We start from the raw sequence: 17,276 nt of genomic DNA, 5'->3' as shown, positions 1-17,276 counted from the left end.
GCCGGGTCCCTCCGTCGGCGTACGGGCCGGGCGCCCCGCAGGGCTCCCGGGAACGTCCGCGCGGGGCGGGCCGGGAACGGGCCGCGGCGGCGCGGCGGTTCGGTCGGGCCGCGCCCGCGAGGCCGCGCGGGCGGTCAGTCCGACGACGCCGTGGCGTGTTCGGCCGCGGCCCGGACGTCGATCTCGCGCCAGAAGCCCGCCCTGATCGCGTACCGGTCGTGCTCGTCGATCTGGTCGTCCTTGTGGGCCAGGAGTCCGAAGCGGGCCGCGTACCGCAGGAGCTCGCCGTCGATGCGGTGCGGGATGCGCGGGTACATCGTCGACAGCTTCTGGGTGTGGCCCGGCTCCGGGAGGCGTTCCATCCAGCGCCGGGCGAAGACCTGGCCGACCTCGAAGGGGTCGCCGCCGACCGTGGTGATGTCCTCCTCGCGGTCCGCCCAGCGCTGCTCCGCGCTGGTCAGCTGGGCGAGGGTGGGCAGCGAGGCCGTCTCGGGCGGCTCGCCGACGGAGGAGCCGCCGGGGCGCTCGACCCAGCCCCGGTCGGAGGACCAGCGCAGGGTGGCGCCGGCCGGGGGCGGGGTCTGCGGGTGCTGCGGGTGCGGGGCGGGGTGGCTGCCGGGGCCGCGCAGCCCGGCCAGGTCCTTCGGCGTGGGGACGCCCTTGGCCGTGCCGGCGGCGGGGGCCTGGGAGCCGTTGCGGGAGGGGGCCGGGGAGGCGCTGTCCCCGTTGCGGACCGCTGCCGCGGACTGCGCGTCGGCGCGGGCCGCGGTCTCCCGCGCCTGCGCCTCCGCCTGTGCGGCGAGCGCGGACTCCGGCAGCGGGGCGGAGAGAATGGCGGCGATCTCGGGCCGGGGCGCGGGCGGCGGGGCGCAGCTGCCGCCGTACTCCTTGGCGCGTACGGCCCTGGTGATCCACGCCCGGTCCAGGACGCGGCGTTCGTCGGCTTCCGCGACCAGGTCCTCGGACTGGTTGTAGTCGCCGTCGGCGGCCTGCACCGCCCACAGGTGGACGGCGACGCCGTGCTCCTTCGCGGACATCAGCCCGGGGAGCAGGTCGCCGTCCCCGGTGACCAGCACGATGTCGGAGCAGGCGCGATTTCTGGCCAGTTCGGTCAGCTCGGCGTGCATGGCCGCGTCCACGCCCTTCTGCGCCCAGCGGCCGTCGCTGCGGGTCAGCGCCCCCAGCCGTACGGTCACCCGGGGCATGACGCGCAGCCTGCGGTGCTCGGGCTGCGGCACACGGTCGGGGGCGCCGTCGAACCAGTAGATGCGCAGCAGCGGCTGCTGGGTGTCGGCTTCGGCCCTCTCCCGCAGACCCTGGATGAGGGCGGAGTGATCGACGGTGATGCGCGAGCGGGCCGGCTCTCCGGCCAGCAGACTCGCGGCGGCGCCCAGCAGATAGCCGGCGTCCACCAGGACGACGCAACGGTCCACGCGTTCCACCCTCTTTCTGAACCTCGGAAGAAAGACTTTCGAAGTACGCGAAAACAAAGGACACGGATCGGGAGACGTACGGGTTTTCATCGAGTCTGCCCGACCTCGAAGGGCTTAACGGCCGGAACTCGATCATCGGCGTGGCGGGGAGCGAAGTTCCCCGGAAGTTAGCCCCGATGGCCGCCCCTTACGTACCGTGATGATCCAAAATGCGCGGTCTGTCCCGCTGTGTGAGTCTGATCCCGGCCCTGGCACCGAGCCCTTTCAGGAGGCATTCGATGGCCAAGAACAAGAATTCCCGCAAGCAGAGCACCCCGCAGGACCGCGCCTCGCAGCAGGCGGAGAAGAGCAGCTCCTTCGACACCGAGTCGCAGGTGCAGTCCCCTCCGCAGGGCAGCCCGGCGGACGTGGCCCGCAAGCACCAGAAGCGTTTCGGCCACAACTGATCGATGGTCTAACGCGAGAGGCGCGCCCCTGTGCACGGGGGCGCGCCTCTCCTTCGTCCTGGGCCCGGCGCGGATGGCGCATGCCCCGCTGCGGGTGACCCGTGCCGCGCGGGTGGCGTGCGCCCCGCCGCGCGTGACCTCTGCTGCCGCGCGGGTGGCGTGCGTGCCGCCGCGCGTGACCTCTGCCGCGCGGGTGGCGTCCGTGCCGCCGCGGGTGTCAGCCCGTCAGGCAGCTCGGGCCGAGCAGCACCTTCAGGTCGCCGAAGAGCGAGGGGTCCGCCGTCACGCGGTGCCGGTCGAGCCGCAGCACGGTCGTCCTGCGCGCCCCGAGCAGCTTGATCCGGACCTCCGTGTTGCCACGGTGGCTCTGCAGGATCTCGCCGAGCTTGCTGACCATCGGCGGGGTGACCTTGACGGTCGGGATGGTCAGCACGACGGGGGCGTTGGTCCCGGCGTGGGACAGGTCGGGGACCTGCATCTCCATCGCGACCAGACGCGGCACGTCCTCGCGCTTGTCGAGCCGCCCCTTCACGAACACGACGGTGTCCTCGACGAGCTGGGTGGAGACGAGCTGGTAGGTCGCGGGGAAGAACATGCATTCCAGGGAGCCCGCCAGGTCCTCGACCGTGGCGATGGCCCAGGCGTTGCCCTGCTTGGTCATCTTGCGCTGGAGGCCGGAGATGATGCCGCCGACGGTGACGACCGCGCCGTCGGGGTAGTCGCCGCCGGTGAGCTGGGAGATCGCCGCGTCGGCCTTGTCGGACAGGACGTGTTCCAGGCCGAAGAGCGGGTGGTCGGAGACGTAGAGGCCGAGCATCTCGCGTTCCTGCGCGAGGAGGTACGCCTTCTCCCACTCGACGTCCGAGAACTCGACGTCGAGTCCGAAACCGGGCTCGCTGCTGTCCTCCTCGCCGCCGAACAGGTCGAACTGTCCTTCGGCCTCCTTGCGCTTGACCTGGACCACGTTGTCGATCATCGGTTCGTGGTGCGCGACGAGGCCCTTGCGGGTGTGCCCCAGCTCGTCGAAGGCGCCGGCCTTGATGAGGGATTCCACGGTGCGCTTGTTGCAGACGACGGCCTCGACCTTGTCCAGGAAGTCGGGGAAGGAGCTGTACTTCCCCTTGGCCTTGCGGCACCTGATGATCGAGTCGACGACGTTCTGACCGACGTTGCGGACGGCGGTGAGGCCGAAGAGGATCACGTCGTCGCCCTGGGCGGCGAAGTTCGACTCGGACTCGTTCACGTTGGGCGGCAGCACCTTGATACCCATGCGGCGGCACTCGTTGAGGTAGACGGCCGACTTGTCCTTGTCGTCCTTCACCGAGGTCAGCAGGGCCGCCATGTACTCGGCGGGGTAGTTCGCCTTGAGGTAGGCGGTCCAGTAGGTGACCAGCCCGTACGCGGAGGAGTGCGCCTTGTTGAACGCGTATCCGGCGAAGGGGACCAGTACGTCCCACAGCGCCTGGATCGCCGCGTCGGAGTAGCCGTTCTTCTTCGCGCCCTCCTGGAAGAGGACGAAGTTCTTGGCCAGTTCCTCGGGCTTCTTCTTGCCCATCACGCGGCGCAGGATGTCGGCCTCGCCGAGCGAGTACCCGGCGATGATCTGGGCGGCCTTCTGCACCTGCTCCTGGTACACGATGAGGCCGTAGGTCAGGCCGAGCGTCTCCTTCAGGGGCTCTTCGAGCTCCGGGTGGATCGGCGTGATCTCCTGGCGGCCGTTCTTGCGCTCCGCGTAGTTGGTGTGGGAGTTCATGCCCATCGGACCCGGCCGGTACAGGGCCGAGACGGCGGAGATGTCCTCGAAGTTGTCGGGCTGCATCTGGCGGAGCAGCGAGCGCATGGGGCCGCCGTCGAACTGGAAGACGCCGAGCGTGTCGCCGCGGCAGAGCAGTTCGAAGGTCTTCGGGTCGTCGAGCGGCAGGGAGAGCATCTCCAGGTCGATGCCCTTGTTCGCCTTCACCATCTTGACGGCGTCGTCCATGATGGTGAGGTTGCGCAGGCCCAGGAAGTCCATCTTCAGCAGGCCGAGCGACTCGCACTGGGGGTAGTCCCACTGCGTGATGGTGACGCCGTCGGTGTGCCGCACCCAGATCGGGGCGTGGTCGACGATGGGCTCACTGGACATGATCACGCCGGCCGCGTGCACGCCCATCTGCCGGACCAGGCCCTCGACGCCCTTCGCGGTGTCGATGACCTTCTTCACGTCCGGCTCGTTCTCGTACATCCCCCGGATCTCGCCCGCCTCGCTGTAGCGCGGGTGCTTGGGGTCGGTGATGCCGGAGAGGTCGATGCCCTTGCCGAGGACGTCGGCGGGCATCGCCTTGGTGAGCCGGTCGCCCATCGCGTACGGGTAGCCCAGGACGCGGGCGGAGTCCTTGATGGCGTTCTTCGCCTTGATCTTTCCGTACGTGCCGATCATGGCGACCTTGTCGGCGCCGTACTTCTCCGTCACGTAGCGGATGACCTCGACGCGCCTGCGCTCGTCGAAGTCGATGTCGACGTCGGGCATCGAGACGCGCTCGGGGTTGAGGAAGCGCTCGAAGATCAGCCCGTGGGTGATCGGGTCGAGGTCGGTGATGCCCATGGCGTACGCGACGATCGAGCCGGCCGCCGAGCCCCGGCCCGGACCGACCGCGATGCCGTTGTTCTTGGCCCACATGATGAAGTCGGCGACGACCAGGAAGTACCCCGGGAACCCCATCTGGATGATGATGTCCATCTCGTACTCGGCCTGCTTCTGCCGGTCGTCGGGGACACCGCCGGGGTAGCGGCGCGCCATGCCGCGGCGGACCTCCTCCTGGAACCAGGTGACCTCGGTGAAGCCGTCGGGGATGTCGAACCTCGGCATCAGGTCGCGCTTCTCGAACATGCCGGTGGTGTCGATCTGCTCGGCGACCAGCAGCGTGTTGCGGCAGCCCTCCTGCCAGGCGTCCGAGGAGTCGATGGCGTACATCTCGTCGGTCGTCTTGAGGTAGTAGCCGGTGCCGTCGAAGCGGAAGCGGTCCGGGTCGGAGAGGTTCTTGCCGGTCTGGATGCACAGCAGGGCGTCGTGCGCGGTCGCCTCGTGCGCGTACGTGTAGTGCGAGTCGTTGGTGACCAGCGGCGGAATGCCCAGCTCCTTGCCGATCCTGACGAGGTCGTCGCGGACCCGGCGCTCGATCTCGATGCCGTGGTCCATCAGCTCCAGGAAGTACCGGTCCTTGCCGAAGATGTCCTGGTAGTCGGAGGCGGCCTGTCGGGCCTCCTCGTACTGGCCCAGGCGCAGCCGGGTCTGGAGCTCGCCCGAGGGGCAGCCGGTGGAGGCGATCAGGCCCTCCGACCACTGCGAGATGGTCTCCCGGTCCATCCGCGGCCACTTCTGGAGCCAGCCCTCGGCGTACGCGTCGGAGGACAGCCGGAAGAGGTTGTGCAGCCCGGTCCTGTTCGCCGCCCAGATCGTCTTGTGGGTGTAACCGCCGGAACCGGAGACGTCGTCGCGCTTCTGGTGCGGCTGGCCCCACTGGATCTTTCGCTTGTTGCGCCGGGACTCCGGGGCGACGTACGCCTCGATGCCGATGATCGGGGTGACGCCGGCCTTCTGCGCGGAGTGGAAGAAGTCGTACGCGCCGTGCAGGTTGCCGTGGTCGGACATCGCGATGTGCGTCATGCCCATCTCGTTGCACGCCTGGAACATGTCCTTCAGCCGCGCGGCACCGTCCAGCAGCGAGTACTGGGTGTGGACGTGGAGGTGCGTAAAGGGCGGCTTGGTCACGGCGGGGGCCTCCGGTGCTGCGGTCGGTGACGGGGCGGGAAACGAGGGGGACGGGCAGGCTGGAAGTCTACTTCGGGGGACCGACAGACCCCCGGGCACTCAGCGGTACGGTCGTGCGTTGAACCGGTCAGCAGACCTGTCCCACTTGTCCCGCACGCACAGTCGCGTCATGCACCAGGAGGCCCCGGCGATGTCGGTTCCGCAGACAGAGGCCGCCCAGCGCGGCGAGCAGATTCTCGCCGTGTTCGACACCGCTTTCGGGCAGCTGCTGGCCGCCGATCCGGCCGCGTTCCGGGTCAAGTTCCGCAAGATGGCGGCCTCCGCGTTCGCCTTCTACCGGGGCGCCGCCTCCCTGTTCTACGCCGACCTGGAGAGCGAGGAGCACACCGGCCCGTACCTGGACGAGCGGACTTCCCGGGTGTGGATCCACGGCGACCTGCACGCCGAGAACTTCGGTACGTACATGGACGCCGAGGGCCGTCTGATCTTCAACGTCAACGACTTCGACGAGGCGTACGTCGGCCCGTTCCTGTGGGACCTCAAGAGGTTCGCCGCCTCCGTCGCGCTGATCGGCTACCAGAAGGCGCTCGGCGACGACCGGATCACCGATCTCGTACGGGTCTTCGCCGCCGCCTACCGCGAGCGCGTCCACCAGCTCGCCACCGGCGCCAAGAACGACGAGGTGCCGCCCTTCACCCTGGACACGGCCGAGGGCGCGCTGCTCGGCGCGCTGCGCGACGCCCGGTCACTGACCCGGTTCGGCCTGCTGGACTCGATGACCGAGATCCGTGACTTCGAGCGGCGTTTCGCGTCCGGCGGCGGTGCCGTCGATCTCGACGCCGCCACCCGCTACAAGGTCCTCGCCGCCTTCGACGGCTACCTGGAGACGCTGCCCGAGTCCTCGCTGACCCGCCCCGAGTCCTACCGCGTCAAGGACGTCGTGGGGCGGCGCGGCATCGGCATCGGCTCCGCCGGGCTGCCCTCGTACAACATCCTCCTGGAGGGCAACAGCGACGCCCTGGAGAACGACGTGATCATCTACATGAAGCAGGGGCAGACCCCCGCGGTCTCCCGGCACATCACCGACCGCGCCGTCCGCGACTACTTCCAGCACGAGGGCCACCGCACGGTCATCTCCCAGCGCGCCCTCCAGGTCAACGCCGATCCGTGGCTGGGCTGGACCGAGCTGGACGGCCAGGGCCAGCTGGTCGCCGAGGTGTCCCCGTACGCCGTCGACCTGGACTGGGCCGACATCGACGAGCCGGACGAGATCGCGGCGGTCGTCGCCGACCTCGGGCGGGCGACCGCCACCATGCACTCCGCGGCCGACGACGAGAGCGGGCACTCGCTGGTCCCGTTCTCCACGGAACGCGCGATCGACGCGGCCATCGCCGCCGACGAGGAGGGCTTCGGCGCACTCCTGGTGGACTTCGCACACCGTTACGGAGCGCGGGCGCGGCGCGACCACCAGATCTTCGTCGACCTGTTCCGCAACGGTCGGATCACAGGTCTCTAGGGCTGGGACGTCCCGCACGGGCGGCCGTGGCACACTCACACCGATGGGCATATCCAGGACTCCGCTGAGAACCTTGCGGGCAGCACTCTTCACGGCACTCGTCGTGACGCTGTCCGTGGGTTCGCACGTGCTGCTGTCCGGAGCTCCGCTGCCCCCGGTCACGGTCGCCGTCGTCGGCGCCGCCGTGTTCGCCCTCGCGTACGCACTGGCAGGACGCGAGCGCGGCTTCGGCCGCATCGCCGCCCTGCTGGTGCCGCTGGAACTGGCCGCGGACACCCTCTTCACCACCGGGCAGCACGTCTGTTACGGGCCGTCCGGCGGGCCCGTCGCCGGCGCACTGCGCACCTTCGGCCTCGACGTGCTCTGTGGCGGCACGCCGCTCGCCGCCCCCTTCGTCCACACCGGCCCCCGCGAGGACCTCACCTCGCTGCTGGCCTCCCCCGACCCCGCGCTGCCCTGGCTGCTGCTCGGGGCGCACGTGGCGACCGGGCTGCTGGCCGCGCTGTGGCTGCGGCGGGGCGAGGCGGCGCTGGCAGGGCTCGTCCGGACGGCCGCGGTGTGCGCCTTCCGGCCGCTGCTGCTCGCGGTGGCGTCCGCGGCCGGTGCTCCGCCCGTACGGGAACCCGCGCGGCCGGTCCGGCGCCGGAACGCGGCCGGGGTGCTGCTGCGCTCGCGGCTGCTGGTGCACAGCGTGGGCAGGCGCGGGCCGCCCGCCGCCGCGTTCGTCCCCGCCGCCTGAGCCCCGGGTCGCCGACCCCGGCCGGGCCGGTCCCCACACGGCAGTCCAGTACCCACGGAGTTGGAACGATCATGAGCGCACGCAACAACCAGGCGAACAAGCAGGCGGCCCGCGAGCGGCTGCGCATCGAGCGCGAGCGCCAGGCGAAGAAGGACAGGACCAAGCGGCAGCTGGTCGTCGCCGGCTCGGTCGTCGCGGTCCTCGCGATCGCCGGCGGTGTCGGCTACGGCGTCATCCAGGCGAACAAGCCGAAGGCCTGGGAAGCGGCCAAGGAAGCGCCGGTGACCAAGCCCGCCAACAGCTCCGGCGAGAACGGCACCACGGTCGTCGTCGGCAAGGCCGACGCGAAGAAGACCCTGGAGCTGTACGAGGACCCGCGCTGCCCGAGCTGCGCCGCCTTCGAGCAGGCGAACGGCGAGCAGATCAAGAAGGACGTCGAGGCCGGCAAGTACAAGGTCCAGTACATCGGCGCCACGTTCATCGACAACATGGCGGGCGGCGAGGGCTCCAAGAACGCCACCAGCGCCCTGGGCGCGGCCCTGAACGTGAGCCCGGATGCCTTCCTGTCCTTCAAGGGCGCGCTGTACACGCAGAACAACCACCCGGACGAGCGCGAGGACAAGTTCGCCGACGACAACTACCTGATCAAGGTCGCCGACCAGATCCCCGCCCTCAAGGGCAACAAGAAGTTCCAGGACGCGGTCAAGGCCGGCACCTACGACGCGTGGGCGCTGAAGATGTCGGACAAGTTCAACGACAGCGGGATCAAGGGCACGCCGACGCTGAAGATGGACGGCAAGCCCGTCGTCAAGGAGGGCACCGAGGCCGCGCCGATGGCCCCGGCGGACTTCCAGGCAGCGATGGAGAAGGCCCTCAAGGGCTGACGTTCCCTCACCTCGCGGGGCACATCGGGGCATCGCCCGGCCGACGGGTGGACGAACTTTCTCCGTTCGTCCACCCGTACGACCTACCGATCAGTAGTGTGATCGGCCGTGACCAGTCAAACCTCTTCTGCCACGGGTGTCCCCGCCGCGACCCGGACCCCGTCCCGCCGCACCGCTCTCAGAGCCGTCGCCGCCACCGCCGCGGTTCCCGTCCTGGTGGGCGGCGCCGCCGCTCCGGCCGTCGCGGTCGCCTCGGGGGCGACCGCACAGGCGTCCGCGTTCCTCCACGGTGTCGCCTCCGGCGATCCGCTGCCCGACGGCGTCCTGCTCTGGACCCGCGTCACCCCCGTTCCCGAGGCGGTGCCCGGCTCCGGTCTGGGTCCGGACACCGCGGTCGGCTGGGAGGTCGCGGAGGACCGCGACTTCGCCCGCGTCGTCGCGCGGGGAACGACCACCGCGAGCGCCGCGAGCGACCACACCGTCAAGGTCGACGTCCGGGGCCTGCGCCCGGAGAACGCCTATTGGTTCCGCTTCTCCTGCGGCGACGTCCGCTCCCCCGCGGGCCGCACCCGCACCACCCCCGCGGCCGACTCCGTGACGGAGGGCGTCCGCTTCGGCATGGTGTCCTGCGCCAACTGGGAGTCCGGCTTCTTCTCCGCCTACCGGCACCTCGCGGCCCGCTCCGACCTGGACGCGGTCCTGCACCTGGGCGACTACCTCTACGAGTACGGGGCCGGCCAGTACCCCAAGCCCCAGTACGCCGTACGGCAGCACGAGCCGAAGCACGAGATCGTCACGCTCGCCGACTACCGCACCCGGCACGGCACGTACCGGACGGACCCCGACCTCCAGGCCCTGCACCACCGGCACCCGGTCGTCGCCATCTGGGACGACCACGAGTTCGCCAACGACGCCTGGTCGGGCGGCGCGGAGAACCACACCCCCGGCGCCGAGGGCGACTGGGCGGACCGCGTGGCCGCCGCCAAACAGGCCTACTTCGAGTGGATGCCGGTACGCACCTCCACCGAGGGCACCGTCTACCGCCGGCTGCGCTGGGGCAGGCTCGCCGACCTGCTCCTGCTGGACCTGCGCACCTTCCGCTCCCAGCAGGTCGCGGTCGGCAGCGGCGCGGTGGACGACCCGGGCCGCACGCTCACCGGCCGGGCCCAGCTCGACTGGCTGAAGGGCCACCTGGCCTCCTCCGACGCGTCCTGGAAGCTGGTCGGCACCTCGGTGATGATCTCGCCGGTGGCCTTCGGCGCGCTCCCCGCCCACCTCCTCAAGCCGATAGCGGAGCTGGTGGGCCTGCCCCGGGAGGGCCTGGCGATCAACACCGACCAGTGGGACGGCTACACCGACGACCGCAAGGAACTCATCGGCCACCTCACCGGCAAGGGCGTCCGCAACACCGTCTTCCTCACCGGCGACATCCACATGTCCTGGGCCAACGACCTCCCGGTCAAGGCCGCCACCTACCCGCTCTCGGGTTCGGCGGGCGTCGAGTTCGTCGTCACCTCCGTGACGTCCGACAACCTCGACGACATGCTGCGCGTCGCCCCGCACACCGTCTCGCTCGCCGCCGCGACCGCCGTCAAGGCCGCCAACCGGCACGTGAAGTGGCTGGACATGGACTCCCACGGCTACGGCGTCCTGAACGTCACCGCCGAGCACACGCAGATGGACTACTACGCGATATCCGACAAGACCCGCAAGGACGCGACCAGTTCGTGGATCAGGTCCTACCGGACCCGTTCGGGTACTCAGCGGGTGGAGAGGGTGTACCAGCCCGTACGCTGATCCGCATGAACGGGGGCGAGGGCCGGGACGGCACGGGCGGCAGCGGGGACAGCGGGGGCAGCGGCGAGGAGGCCGGGCGGCGGATCGTCGACGGCCGGTTCGAGCTGCTGGAACTGCTCGGCAGCGGCGGCATGGGCTCCGTGTGGCGTGCCCGCGACCTGGCGCTGCACCGCGAGGTCGCCCTCAAGGAGGTGCGCCCGCCCGACCCGGCCCTCGCCGCCGCCGACCCGACGGCCTCGCGCAACCTGCGGATGCGGGTGCTGCGCGAGGCTCGGGCGCTGGCCCGCATCAACCACCCGAACGTGGTGACCATCCACCACATCGTGGGCGGCGCGGACCCGGAGACCGGCACGGGCGGGCCCAGTCCCTGGCTCGTGATGGAGCTGCTGCCCGGCAGGTCGCTGCACCAGCGCCTGGAGGGCGGGCCGCTGGACTACCGGGAGGCGGCCCGGCTCGGCCGCCAGGTCCTGGCCGGGCTGCGCGCCGCGCACGCCGCCGGGATCCACCACCGGGACGTGAAGCCGGCGAACGTCATGCTCCGGCCGGACGGCACGGCCGTCCTCACCGACTTCGGCATCGCCGCCCTCGTCGACGCCTCCCCGCTGACCGTGACGGGCGAGTTCATCGGCTCGCCCGAGTACATCGCCCCGGAGCGCATCCGGGGCGCGGACGACTCCGCGTCCAGCGACCTGTGGTCGCTGGGGATGCTGCTGTACGTCGCGGTGGAGGGGCTCAGTCCGATGCGGCGCGGCAGCACCCTGGCCACCCTGGCCGCCGTACTGGACGATCCGGTTCCGCCGCCCCGGCTGGCCGGGCCGCTCGGCCCCGTGCTGGCCGCGCTGCTGGTCCGCGACCCGGCCGCCCGTCCCGACGCGGCCCGCCTGGACGCGCTGCTGACGGACGTGGCGGCGGGGCGGTGGCCCGAGGCCGCAACGGGCGCCGCGGCGGGGCCCCCGACGCCGACGGTACGGGACGGCGTGCCGCCGCCCCCCGTTCCGTTCCCGTACGCGCCCACCCTGGGCCCCGGGCCGCTCGCGAGCGCCACCACCGCCCCCTCGCACGGTCACGGGCAGCCCGCCCGGCGGGGACGGCGCCGGGCGCTGACCGCCGCGGGCGCGGTCCTCGCGCTCGCGCTGGTCGCGGCGGGCACGTACGTACTGGCCAGGCAGCCGGGGCCGGGGGCCGAGGGCTCCGGCACGTCGGGCGCTTCCGCGGCGGGCGGCGGTGCGGGCGTGCCCGCCCCGCCCCTCCCCGCGTCCGCCACCTCGCCCGCGTCCGCCACCTCGTCCGCGTCCGCGTCCGGGGCGTCCGCCCCGGGCCCGGCGTCCGCCCCGCCCGCCACCGCGCCCCCGACGGCCTCCGCCGCCACGGAGCCCTCGCGGCGCCCGTCCAGCAGGCCCGCGCCGCCGGCCGGTCCGGCCGACACATGGATCGCTCAGCTGCACTCCGCTCCGGTCCCGGCGGGCCGGGCCGCGCTGGAGAGCAGCCTGGCCTCGATCCGGCGGCAGGTCCCGGAGGCGCAGGTGCTCCGCAGCGACGACTTCGCCTCCCTGCGCCCCGGCTACTGGGTGGTGTACGCGCCCGGCCCGTTCGAGAGCGGCCGTGCCGCCCTCGCGCACTGCGCCTTCCGCGGCCGTTCGACCGCCGACCAGTGCGTCGGCCGCTGGCTCAGCCACGACGCGGCCGACCGCGTCTACCTGTGCGGCCCGCCCGCGAACAGGCCGCAGGGCCGCTGCGCCCGCCCGTAGGCGCACCGTCGCCGCTGCCCCTGGCGGTGCGGCGCTACAGCGTCGCCAGGAAACCCACCGCCACCTTCCACGTCTGCTCCGCGGCCTTCTGGTCGAAGTCCGGCAGTTCGGCGTCGGTGTACAGGTGTCCGGCGCCCGGGTAGCGGTAGACCTCCACGTCGGCGCCGATGCGCTGCATCCGGAGGTACCAGGTGTTCAGCCAGTCGTCCGACTCGAAGGGGTCGGGCGAGGCGACGTGCAACTGCACGGGCAGGTCGTCGACGCTCGCTCCCTCCGCGATGTCCGAGGTGCCGTGCAGCAGAAGCAGGCCGCGCGCCTTGTCGTCGCCGAGGGCGAGGTTCTGCGCGACCGACCCGCCCCAGGAGAACCCGGCGTACACGAGCCCCTTGTCGGAGTGCGGGGCCGCGGCCAGCACGGCCCGTCGCAGCAGCTCGTCACGGCCGACCTCCTCCAGCAGCGCGCGGCCTTCCTCCGCGCTCCCGGCGGTTTGCCCTTCGAAGAGGTCGGGCACGTGCACCTGGTGCCCGGCGGCGCGCAGCCGTTCGGCGGCAGCATGCACGGCCGGGCGCAGACCGTAGACGGAGTGGAAAAGAATGATGTCCATTCCGCAATCCTGCCAGTTAGCGTCGGAGTCATGGAGAACGTACTGCGCCCGTTGATCGTCCTGGGCGGCTCGGTCGTGCTCACGCTGTTGCTCGGCTGGGCCGTCGACCTCGTGCTGCGCCGAGCCGATGCACGCCACCACGAAACCCCCCTGTGGGGGCTGCTGCGCCGCTGCCGCCCGCCGCTCATGGTCGTCCTGCTCACCGCCCTCCTGAGAGGCGCGTACGACCAGACCGCCCTCACCCTCGTCCAGGAGCACGAGGCGGGCATCGGACAGGTGCTCTCCCTCGTCCTGATCGCCGCGACCGCCTGGCTGGCCGTGCGGGTCGCGTCCACGGTCGTCGAGTCGTCCTACGCCAGGTACGCGTCCCTGTCCCGGGACGCCGCCCGGGTCCGCCGGGTCCGCACGCAGGTGACGCTCATCATGCGGATCGTGACGGCGGTCGTCGGTGTCATCGCCGTCTCGGCCATGCTCATGACCTTCCCCGACATGCAGGCCATCGGGAAGTCGATGCTCGCGTCCGCGGGAATCATCGGAATCGTCGCCGGTGTGGCCGCCCAGTCGACGCTCGGCAACCTCTTCGCGGGCTTCCAGATCGCGTTCGGCGACATGGTGCGGCTGGGCGACACGGTGGTCGTGGACGGCGAGTGGGGTGTCGTCGAGGAGGTCACGCTGACCTTCCTCGCGGTGCGGACCTGGGACGAGCGGCGCATCACCATGCCCGTGTCGTACTTCACCAGCAAGCCGTTCCAGAACTGGTCGCGCGGCGGCGCCCAGATGACCGGCACCGTCTTCCTCCAGCTCGACCACCGGGCCCCGGTGGCCGCGATGCGGGTCAAGCTGCGGGAGATCCTGGCGGCCACCCCGTCCTGGGACGGCCGCGACTGGAGCCTTGCGGTGACGGACACCACCGCCTCCACCATGGAGGTGCGGGTGGTGGTGACCGCGAAGGACGCCGACGACATATGGACGGCGCGGTGCGCGGTGCGCGAGCAGCTCATCGACTGGCTGTGCACGCACCACCCGTACGCCCTGCCGAAGGTGAACACCGCCGAGGCGGTGCCGCCGCCGAGCGGCCAGTGGCCGTCGCCGGCCTCCTCCAACGGGCGGGCCCCGCGTGCCGAGGAGATCCACACCAACAACTCCGACCTCCGTACCGACGACGACGCCCCGCCGCCGGGCGCGGACCGTGCGGAGGGCCGCCGCGCGGCCGCCGCCCGCGGCCACCAGACGCGCACCGGGCGCGGCTAGGCACGACGCACGACACCCCACGGCGTACGAGGCCGGACTCGCCGCACGGCGGTCCGGCCTCCGCCGTGTCCGGCTACCGCCCGCGCAGCAGCTTGCGCTGCACGGACTCCAGCGGCCCCTGGGCGAACCGGCGCAGCCACAGCACCGACAGTCCCATCAGCAGCGCCCCCGTGCCGGCCCACACGCCCATCACCCACCAGGGTCCGTGGTCCGCCCACCGGGCCGCGAGGCCGAGGCCGAAGCCGTAGAAGAGGAACATGCACAGCACGTTCTGCAGGACGTAGCAGGACAGGGCGCACCGGCCGACGGCGCTGAGCCCGGTGACCGGCCACGCGTTGCCGCGGACCCGGTCGAGGAGGGCCCCCGCCAGGCCGATGAGTCCGAGCGCCAGGACGGGTGCGGCGACGTACCGTTCGATCAGGAAGTAGTCGGATCCGCCGAATCCGGCGGCGAGGGTGAGCGGCAGGCCGACCCCGACGCCCCAGCGCAGCAACCGGGCCCGCAGCGACCTTCCGCGTGCGTCGTCGCCGAAGGCGCCGGCCCGGAAGAGCCGTACGCCGAGCAGGAACAGGAACACCAGCAGTCCGAAGGTCAGTACCGGTTCCATGCGCAGGGCCACCGCGTTCTGCAACCGGAACAGCACCTGGTCCGGGTAACCGCCCTCGGCGTACAGCGCCACCGACCGCGGATCGACCCCCGGCGCGGGGCTGTCGTCGGCGACGAGCGCCCACGTCCCGAGCAGCATCACGGCGAGGTGCAGCGCCCCCAGCCCCCACATCAGGAACGACCGGAAGCGCTCGCTGCGGTTCAGCGACCAGGCCACGAGGAGCGCCGTGACCGCGTACCCCATGAGGACGTCCCAGGCGAACACGAGGACGAAGTGCACGGTTCCCTCGGCGAAGAGGAACAGCGCCCGCCACGTGTAAGGTCCCGGCCACGGCGTCCCGCGCCGCTGGGCGGAGGCGAACTGGACGGCCAGTCCGACCCCGAACAGGACGGTGAGCAGCGACAGGAACTTGCCGTCCGCCAGCATCCGGAAGACGCCCTCCGCCGCGCCTCCCACGGTCCCGTCTGCCAGCGACGACTTAAAGCCGCCCTCCAGGACACCGCGCTCCGCACCGGGGGCCGCGAAGATCCACACGTTGGTCATGAGGGTGCCGAGGATGGCTGCCCCGCGCAGCACGTCGAGCAGCGGCAACCGCTTCCCCGCCCCGGCGTTCCCGACCGCCGTATCCCGTACGCCCACCGCGCCCGTATCCGTCATGACCGTTCGGCTCCTCCGGCTCGACTGCCCTCTCATCGTTGCCGGGTGAACACTGCGCTACGTCATGACCAGTGCCGAGTTGGCACTGCACCCTTCGATGCAGTCGCCACGGGCCGCCGCCCGTACCGGGGGACGATCTCCGCCGCGACATGCGTACACCGGGCAGCCGCCGCGGCTGCTGCGGACGCCCCCGGAAACATGTCCGGCGGGCGGCGGGCCCTCTCGGTCACCCTGCGGCGTGCTCCGGGGCGGGCCTCAGCGCAGGCTTCGTACGTCCAGCTGGTGCAGCACCCGGTCCACCACCTCGGGGTCCACCCCCGGTTCGTTCCGCGCCGCCAGCACCTCGTGCCGGGCCGCCGACATCATCTCCCGGCGGATCCGGCCGATCGCCTTGATCCGTTCGGCCCGTGACGCGTACGCCTCCCGGCGTTCGTCGTCCCCGATGTCCGGACTGATCCGGGCCCCGATGTCGAAGGCGCCGCGCAGCAGCCGGTCCGACACGTCCTCGGGGAGTTCCTCGACCTCTTCGATCTCCTTGAGACGGCGTCGTGCCGCCTTCGCCGCCCGCACCGCGAGCGTGTGCTCCAGCTCCCGCTCGGCGTCGGTGTCCGCCCGTACGCCCAGCTTGCGCACGAGCCAGGGCAGGGTCAGCCCCTGGAGCACCAGCGTGGTCATGATCACGGTGAAGGCGATGAACAGGATCTCGTCCCGCGCCGGGAAGGGCTCGCCCGAGTCCGTCTTCAGCGGGATCGCCAGTACCAGCGCCACCGAGGCCACGCCGCGCATCCCCGACCACCACATGACGACGGTTTCCCGCCAGCTCACCGGAATGTCCTCGTCCACGTCCCGCCGCTTGTGCAGCCTCTTGGCCAGCCAGGTGGCCGGCAGCAGCCACAGCAGCCGCACGCCCACCACGGTGGCGGCGATGGCCGCACCCCAGCCGAGCATCTCGCCGAACCGCCCGTCGGAGAGGCCGAAGACGGAGTGGAGTTCGAGTCCGATGAGACCGAAGGCGACGCCGGTGACGAGGGTGTCCACGATCTGCCAGAAGGTCTGTCCGGCGAGCCGCCCCTGCACGTCGTCCGCGTCGACCGCGTGCGAGGCGAGGTAGAGGGCGGAGGCGAGCACCGCCAGCACGCCCGAGCCCATGAACTCCTCCGCCAGGACGTAGCTGACGAACGGCACCAGCAGCGTCAGCCCGATCTGGAGCGTCGGGTCCCCCAGGAAGCCCATCAGCTTGTTGCTGAGCCAGCCGAGCCCGCCGCCGACCACGACGGCGACCACCGCCGACAGCACCAGCTCGCCCATGGCCGCCGGCCAGGAGAACGTCCCGCTCACCGCCGCACCGATCGCCACGTGGTACAGCACGATCGCCGTGACGTCGTTGAACAGGCCCTCCCCCTCCAGGATCGACACCAGCCGCCTGGGCAGCCCCAGTGATCCCGCGACGGCGGTCGCCGCGACCGGGTCCGGCGGCGCGACGAGCGCGCCGAGCGCGAGGGCTGCGGCGATCGGCAGTCCCGGCACCACGGCGTTCGCCACGGCCGCCACCGCCGCCGTCGTCACGAAGACGAGTGCCACCGCCAGCAGCAGGATGGGCCGGAAGTTCGCGGTGAACTGGCGCCAGGAGGTGCGCTGCACGGCCGCGTACAGCAGCGGTGGCAGCACCAGCGGAAGGATGTACTCCGGCGGGATCTCCACGTTCGGCACAAAGGGGACGAGCGCCAGCACCACCCCGGCGAGCGTCATCAGCACCGGCGCGGGCAGCCCCAGCCGCTCCCCGAGCGGAACGGAGACCACCGCTCCGAGCAGCAGAACGAACAGCAGCGCCAATTGATCCACG

Annotated in this window: 12 protein-coding genes; 7 read left to right on the top strand and 5 right to left on the bottom strand. The window is 71.6% G+C overall.

The annotated features are described in order from the left end of the window. Positions 1–134 precede the first annotated feature (134 nt). Positions 135–1,442, bottom strand: coding sequence for an NYN domain-containing protein (locus ACQPZG_RS25775; protein WP_433548094.1), 1,308 nt, complete (start codon positions 1,440–1,442; stop codon positions 135–137). Positions 1,443–1,711: 269 nt separating this feature from the next. Here ACQPZG_RS25775 and ACQPZG_RS25770 point away from each other — a divergent pair, with 269 nt between their 5' ends. Continuing rightward, positions 1,712–1,879, top strand: coding sequence for a hypothetical protein (locus ACQPZG_RS25770; RefSeq protein ID WP_433548093.1), 168 nt, complete (start codon positions 1,712–1,714; stop codon positions 1,877–1,879). A gap of 217 nt (positions 1,880–2,096) precedes the next feature. Here the strand turns inward: ACQPZG_RS25770 and dnaE are convergent, their stop codons facing one another. After that, the gene (gene dnaE / locus ACQPZG_RS25765) at positions 2,097–5,630 is read right to left on the bottom strand and encodes a DNA polymerase III subunit alpha (protein ID WP_433548092.1); all 3,534 of its coding nucleotides are present in this window, start codon (positions 5,628–5,630) and stop codon (positions 2,097–2,099) included. 190 nt (positions 5,631–5,820) lie between these two features. On the opposite strand from dnaE, the gene ACQPZG_RS25760 reads away from it, so the two are divergent. The 5 genes from ACQPZG_RS25760 (at position 5,821) to ACQPZG_RS25740 (ending at position 12,314) form a co-directional block, all read left to right on the top strand. Then, entirely contained in the window at positions 5,821–7,146 is a 1,326-nt protein-coding gene (locus tag ACQPZG_RS25760) for a DUF2252 domain-containing protein (RefSeq protein ID WP_433549548.1), read from the top strand. A 43-nt stretch (positions 7,147–7,189) separates the two neighbouring features. After that, entirely contained in the window at positions 7,190–7,885 is a 696-nt protein-coding gene (locus tag ACQPZG_RS25755; protein WP_433548091.1) for a hypothetical protein, read from the top strand. A 71-nt stretch (positions 7,886–7,956) separates the two neighbouring features. Continuing rightward, entirely contained in the window at positions 7,957–8,769 is an 813-nt protein-coding gene (locus ACQPZG_RS25750) for a thioredoxin domain-containing protein (protein ID WP_433548090.1), read from the top strand. 108 nt (positions 8,770–8,877) lie between these two features. Beyond that, positions 8,878–10,566, top strand: a complete 1,689-nt coding sequence (locus tag ACQPZG_RS25745) for an alkaline phosphatase D family protein (protein WP_433548089.1) — start codon at positions 8,878–8,880, stop codon at positions 10,564–10,566. Positions 10,567–10,571: 5 nt separating this feature from the next. Beyond that, the gene (locus ACQPZG_RS25740) at positions 10,572–12,314 is read left to right on the top strand and encodes a serine/threonine-protein kinase (RefSeq protein WP_433548088.1); all 1,743 of its coding nucleotides are present in this window, start codon (positions 10,572–10,574) and stop codon (positions 12,312–12,314) included. Between the two features lie 34 nt (positions 12,315–12,348). On the opposite strand, the gene ACQPZG_RS25735 is transcribed toward ACQPZG_RS25740, so the two are convergent. Continuing rightward, positions 12,349–12,918 carry a dienelactone hydrolase family protein gene (locus ACQPZG_RS25735; protein ID WP_433548087.1) on the bottom strand — a complete coding sequence of 190 codons (570 nt, stop codon included), beginning with the start codon at positions 12,916–12,918 and terminating at the stop codon, positions 12,349–12,351. A gap of 30 nt (positions 12,919–12,948) precedes the next feature. Between ACQPZG_RS25735 and ACQPZG_RS25730 the strand changes: the two genes are divergently transcribed. Then, positions 12,949–14,169, top strand: coding sequence for a mechanosensitive ion channel family protein (locus ACQPZG_RS25730; protein ID WP_433548086.1), 1,221 nt, complete (start codon positions 12,949–12,951; stop codon positions 14,167–14,169). Positions 14,170–14,242: 73 nt separating this feature from the next. On the opposite strand, the gene ACQPZG_RS25725 is transcribed toward ACQPZG_RS25730, so the two are convergent. Together ACQPZG_RS25725 and ACQPZG_RS25720 are read right to left on the bottom strand one after the other, a co-directional pair. Further along, on the bottom strand, positions 14,243–15,433 hold the full coding sequence (locus ACQPZG_RS25725) for a DUF418 domain-containing protein (protein ID WP_433548085.1): 1,191 nt from the start codon (positions 15,431–15,433) through the stop codon (positions 14,243–14,245). Positions 15,434–15,688: 255 nt separating this feature from the next. Further along, a complete protein-coding gene (locus tag ACQPZG_RS25720; protein ID WP_433548084.1) occupies positions 15,689–17,275 on the bottom strand; it encodes a Na+/H+ antiporter in 1,587 nt (528 codons plus the stop codon). Position 17,276: the final 1 nt, after the last annotated feature.

This window comes from Streptomyces sp. CA-294286, from assembly GCF_050947155.1.
Taxonomy (GTDB): Bacteria; Actinomycetota; Actinomycetes; order Streptomycetales; family Streptomycetaceae; genus Streptomyces.
This window is presented reverse-complemented; position numbering and strand designations above follow the sequence as displayed.